This is a genomic window from Protofrankia sp. Cr1, from assembly GCF_963555865.1.
Taxonomy (GTDB): Bacteria; Actinomycetota; Actinomycetes; order Frankiales; family Frankiaceae; genus Protofrankia.
Genome location: NZ_CAUVXO010000330.1, coordinates 1 through 5,673 on the forward strand (window position 1 = coordinate 1; position 5,673 = coordinate 5,673).

A 5,673-nucleotide genomic window follows, 5' to 3' on the forward strand; every position below is an offset into this window, starting at 1 on the left:
GCGCTCGCCTGACCCGAGACCACTGCGGAACACGCTGACATCACAACTAGCGGCGGGCGATCACACCATGCAGCCGACGTTCCGACATCGCCCAACGGCCCGGCCGCGACAGACGGAAGTCGTTCCCGAAACAAGATTGCGCCTTCCTGCGGCCAGGCCAGGGCTCCGGCACGTTCGCGTTCTGACCGGCTTGTGCTGAGATCGGCTGCGTCGGCGGCTCGTTTGGCTTGTCATGGGGAGTCGTGGAGGTTGAGCGCGGCGGTGGCGGTCTTGTGGGCACGGCGACCGCCTGGGATGTAGCGGTGGCGGCGGGCGCGGCGGAGCGCGTTGATGACGGCCGCGCGGAAGATCGCGAGGACGGCGGGGGCGCGGCCGGCCCGGCTGGTACTGGCGTCCTCACCGAAGGCCACGTCCCGGACGTAGTGCTGCTTGACCTCGATGTGCCAGTGCCCGCGGGCGAGGTCTGCGAGCAGAGCGGGTCCCGCCTGCCGCGCGGTCGCGTCGGTGACCGCGTAGACGGTTTCGCGGGTGGCGGGTCGGCCCTTTTCCTGACGCCAGCGCTGGATGCGGATCGCCTGGTCGGCGTGCGGGAAGTCGAGGTGAGTGACGGTGGCGACCTTGAGGGTCCGGGTCTCGTCGCGGCCGTGGCCGCGGGTGGTGTCGCCGGTCGGGACGCCGGCCCAGGGCAGCGCGGCCAGGAACGCCTTCAGCGTCGACTGGTTGCCCTTGATCACGTCGAGGTAGTGGGCTTTCTTCTCGGTGACCAGCCAGTCGAGGTTGGCCCGCACCGTGTGCAGAGCATCGAAGGTGACGATCTTCTCTTCGAGGTCGAGGGGCGTGAGCAGAGGCCGGAACGCGGTGGTCTCGTTGCTCTTGGCGTCGACCTCGCGCTGACCGACGAGCAGCCCGTCCCCATGGGTCACGGCCCCCAGCAGATGGACCTGGCGTCCGTCCGCGCGCTTCGCGCCCCGGCTCGTCTTCCCATCGACCGCGACCGCCCCCACCAGCGCCAGGCTCTGCGCGACGACCGTAGCCGCCCCGCCGGCAGGCGGATCCCGTTCCTCAACCACCGCCACCGTGGGAGGCAGGTCCAGCAGCGCCACGGCAAGCCGCGCGTCGTCGACCGCCGCCAGCATCCGCCGGATCGTCGACTCGTCCGGCAGCCGGTAGCTGTCGCGTGGGTCCCACGGCAGCCGCAGCCGGCGCCGTTCCTCGTCGCTGGTGCCCGCGAGCCACTCGGTCACCGCGGCCACCCGGTCATGCCCCGGCGCCGTCAACGCGCACAGCCACACCGCGATCAGCGTCGGCAGCAGGTAGATCAACCCCCTGCGCGCGCGAGGATGCGGCACCGTCGCCAGCCGCTCCCAGATTCCCTCACCCGACACGCCGCCGGCTCCCACCACGCCGACGACGGCGCGCGACAATATGTCCACAGGCACGCCGCACCCCAGACCACGAAGACGTTAGACACCTCCGTGATCTACAAGTGACGTGCCTGTCCCTTTCTCCGCGACACGTGACCTCACCGTGTCCACCCGCGCAAACGCCACCACCCGCACCAACCCGGCAGACTCCGCCAACCCGGATCTACACGTCAAACCTCAAACGTGCCGGAGCCCTGGCGGCCAGGCCCGCCTGTCCGAGCCAAGCGACGGGATCGAGGTGGCAGACGTTGCCGCCGAAACGGGAACTCGCGGCTCGTCATGCGACCGACTCGCCTGCGACAGCGAGATCGGTGTCGTGGGCTGGCTGGGACAGTTCGGATTCGATGTGACTACGTCCCGGGAGGGCAACCGCAGCGGCGACACCGATCACGGCGAAAGCGGCGCCGAGCCATACAGCATTCTTGAAGTTATGGATGAATGTGTCCGTGGCGGTGTAGTCGCCGGGGTGGGCAAAAACAGTAGCGAGCAGGGCGATGCCGAACACACCGCCGATTTCCCGCAGCGAGCTGTTGGTGCCGGAGGCGATGCCCATCTCCGCGGCCGGGACGGATCCGACGACGGCGTTGGCGACGGTCGGGAAGCACAGTGAGATGCCGACGCCGGCGACGCCGAGCGCCACAGCGAGCTGGGTGTAAGCCATTCCCGGCTTGGCGATCGTGGCGATCCACCCCAGCCCAGCGGCTTGCAATGCCAGCCCGCCAACCATGAACGGCTTGTTGCCGAACCGGTCGGCCAGCGCACCGGCGATCGGGGCAACCAGCATCGGCGCCCCGGTCCAGGGCAAGGTCCGCAGCCCCGCAGCCAGCGGGGAGTATCCGAGCCCGATCTGCAAGAACTGCATCATCAAGAACAGCACGCCGAACAGCGAGGCGTACATGAAGAAACTGACGCCGTTGGCGGCGTTGAAGCTGCGGGACCGGAACAGCTCCGCGGATAGCATCGGCGTCGCGGTGCGCCGTTCCCAGACGAGGAATGCCACGACGAGGGCCCCGCCGACGACCAAGGCGGTGGCGGTCTCGGCGCTGCCCCAGCCGACGCTGTTCGCTCGGACCAGTCCCCAGGTGATGCCGAAGAATCCGGCGGCAGCGAGCAGGAGCCCGACGACGTCGAGCTGCGATCGGGGGCCGTGGCTTTCGGTCAGGCGGAACGCGGCCAGCGGAATCAGCGCCAAGCCGATCGGGACGTTGAGCCAGAAGATCCAGTGCCAGCTGATGCCGCCGACGATGGCACCGCCGATGACCGGGCCCAACGCGACCGCCAGGCCGGTGATGCCGCCCCACAGTCCGATGGCAGCGCCGCGTTTGTCGGCCGGGAACGCCTCGCTGATCAAGGTGAGGGTCATCGGCATGACGAGGGCGGCCGCGGCTCCCTGCACACCGCGGGCCGCGATCAGCGCGCCCACGCTCGGCGACAGCGCCGCCGCGGCGGAGGCGACGGTGAACGCGAGCAGGCCGATCCCGTACATCCGCTTCCGTCCGTACCGATCGCCAAGGGCGGCACCAGTCAACAGCGCCACGGCGAACGACAGGTTGTACGCGTTCACCGTCCACTCCAGGTCACCGAGGTTCGCGTGCAGGCTCTCGCGGAGCGCCGGAAGCGAGTTCGCGACAACGAGCGTGTCCAGTGCAGTCATGAAGACGCCAAGCGAGGCGAGGACGAGTGTCCAGCCTCGGTGGGCAACAGGCGGATTCGCGCCGGTAGACACGTTGACCTCCTCAGTAGGTTGCATGATGCATGCGGAACATACTTGACAAGCTTTTATCATGCAAGCGTGACAGCTGCACTGAGGGCATGCTCGGTAAGACCTACGACTGCCCTGTTGCGTTGGTCAGGCGCGGCAGCCAGGTGCGGCCGATCGGGCATGATCGAATGATGCGTCCTCGTCTGGACCTACCTCGACCGGCCGATCGACCAGTTCGGCTAGGTCGTCGACGTCCTCGCCTCCGAGAAACGCGACCTCGCCGCGGCCCGCCGGTTCTTCACCTGGCCCTGTCCCACGGCCGCCGCCCGGCCGAGGTGACCACCGACCGGGCCGCCTCCTATCCGCGGGTCCTCGACGAACAGCTCCCCGCGGCCCACCACGTCGACGCCCGGTACGCCAACCACCAGATCGAAGCCGACCGCGGCCGGTTGAAGGCACGACTGCGGCCGATGCGCGGGCTGAAACGTCTCCGCTCGGCCCAGACAGTCGGCACCGGGCACGCGTTCGTCCAGAACCTCCGCCGTGGCCACTACGAACTCGCCGCCGCCGCCGCCGACGCCGACGCCGATCCCCATCAACGACTCACGGCCGCGTTCATCGAGCTCGCCCCGCCCAACAGCATTGGTCAGCCACGGACGGACCCTGCACTTCGACTTCGCCTGACAGGTTGCCCCGAACTTCCTGCGTGGAAATCGGCGTTAGAGGTCATGTCTGGATGAGTCCGTGGTGGTGGGCGTAGAGCACCGCGTGTACCCGGTCGCGGAGGTCGAGTTTGGTGAGGATGTGGGAAACGTGACTTTTGACGGTGGGTTCGGCGAGGGTGAGGGTGTGGGCAATTTCGCGGTTGGACAGCCCTTGGCCGACGAGGCGGAGGATTTCGGTTTCCCTGGGGCTCAGCACGGCGGGTGGCGGGTTGGACACGGCGGCGGATTTAGCGAGGCCCGGTAGAACACGGTCGAGGAGCCGGCGGGTGACCGACGGGTCGAGGATGACATCGCCTCTGGCGGCGGTCCGGACCGCCGCGACGAGCTGGTCGGGGGTGGCGTCCTTGAGCAGGAAGCCGCTGGCGCCGGCGATCAAGGCCCGGTCGACGTATTCGTCTTCGCCGAAGGTGGTCAGCACGAGGACCTTCACGCCTGCCATCTGGCTGGTGGCGGTGATGCCGTCGAGGATCGGCATCCGGATGTCCATGAGCACGACGTCGGGCCGCAGATCGCGGGCAAGCTCAACGGCGTCGGCGCCGTTGCCGGCTTCCCCGACGACGGTGAGGTCGGGCTGGGCATCAAGGATCAGACGGAATCCCTGACGCATCAGTGGCTGGTCATCGACGACGAGGATTCTGATCGGGTCAGTCACGGCCGAGTCCGGTGGGGATCCGGGCGTGGAGGGACCAGGTTGCGCGTTCGGCGTCGGGACCGGCGGTGAGCTGCCCGCCGAGCAGGTCAACCCGGGCGTGCATGCCCGCGAGGCCGCGTCCGCCGCCGGTGGCCTCAGTGCGGGTCGACGCCGTGTGGTTGAGGATGTGAACGCGGACCTCGTCCAGCGTGTAGGTGATCGTGACGGCAGTGGGGACGAGCCCGGCGTGTCTGGCCACGTTGGTCAGTCCCTCCATCACGATGCGGTTCACTGCCTGGCCGACCACGGTTGGAACCTCGCTGGGGGGCCCGATGACGTGGAGTTCGCAAGGTAGACCCGCCGCGCGGACCCGGTCTAGGAGACCCGGCAGGTCGGTAAGGCCGGCTGCCGCGGGCGCCAGCGGCTCGTGAAGGCGGCCGTCTGTTTCCTGGTGCGCCGGGTCGCTGTGCAGGATACCGACGAGGCGTCGCAGCTCGCTCATCGCCTGCCGACCGGTACCAGCCATGCTGACGAGCAGGCCGCGCACCTGGGTCAGGTCATCGGCGGCGGCAGTTGCGGCGCCGGCCTGCACGACGAGAAGCGCGACATAATGACCGACCACGTCGTGCAGGTCGGCGGCGATCCGGATCCTTTCCTCCAACACTGCCTGGCGGGCGGTCAGAGCCCGCTCGTGTTCGGCCCGGTCGGCCCGGTCCCGTTCGGCTTCCAGCAGCGTATGGCGTTGGTCGATGTACAGGGCAAGGCTGATCGCCGCCGCGAGCAGGACCAAGGCGCTGGCCGCCGCGGACGGCCGGGAAGCCGCGGTGCCCAGGGTCGCCAGCCCCACAGCCGCGGCCCCGGCCCCAGCGGCCACGCTGAAGGTCTGCCACGGGCCGCTTCCACGCACAATGAAGAAGCTGGCGGCGGCGATCGCGGGCACCGGGCTGACCGCGGCCAGGTGCGCCGCGAGGCACCCGGCCAGAAGGCTCAGCCCGATCGCCGCCACCGCAACCACGGCCGGCGCCCGCCGACGCAGCGCCAACACGGCGACCGCGGCCGCCTGCGCGCCGATTGCCGCGTCGATACGGACCTGGCCGGCGGACGGGGTCACGTCCGCGCTGGCGAGGCTGGCCAGCCCCGCGGCGGCGGCGACGACCGCCAGCAGCGCCGCGTCTCTGGCTCGACTGAACC

4 protein-coding genes and 1 pseudogene are annotated in these 5,673 nt (G+C 69.4%); 1 reads left to right on the forward strand and 4 read right to left on the reverse strand.

The window, feature by feature from the left end:
• Window positions 1-230 precede the first annotated feature (230 nt).
• Window positions 231-1,433 carry an ISAs1 family transposase gene (locus U9980_RS20475; RefSeq protein WP_322769399.1) on the reverse strand — a complete coding sequence of 401 codons (1,203 nt, stop codon included), beginning with the start codon at window positions 1,431-1,433 and terminating at the stop codon, window positions 231-233.
• Between the two features lie 268 nt (window positions 1,434-1,701).
• Entirely contained in the window at window positions 1,702-3,150 is a 1,449-nt protein-coding gene (locus U9980_RS20480) for a DHA2 family efflux MFS transporter permease subunit (RefSeq protein WP_322769400.1), read from the reverse strand.
• A gap of 180 nt (window positions 3,151-3,330) precedes the next feature.
• On the opposite strand from U9980_RS20480, the pseudogene U9980_RS20485 reads away from it, so the two are divergent.
• A pseudogene (locus tag U9980_RS20485) lies at window positions 3,331-3,755 on the forward strand (DDE-type integrase/transposase/recombinase); the annotation flags it as partial.
• 97 nt (window positions 3,756-3,852) lie between these two features.
• Here the strand turns inward: U9980_RS20485 and U9980_RS20490 are convergent.
• On the reverse strand, window positions 3,853-4,503 hold the full coding sequence (locus U9980_RS20490; RefSeq protein WP_322769401.1) for a response regulator transcription factor: 651 nt from the start codon (window positions 4,501-4,503) through the stop codon (window positions 3,853-3,855).
• Window positions 4,496-5,673: sensor histidine kinase (locus U9980_RS20495; RefSeq protein ID WP_322769402.1), on the reverse strand; the 1,178-nt coding region annotated here is incomplete at its 5' end. The genes U9980_RS20490 and U9980_RS20495, both read right to left, overlap by 8 nt.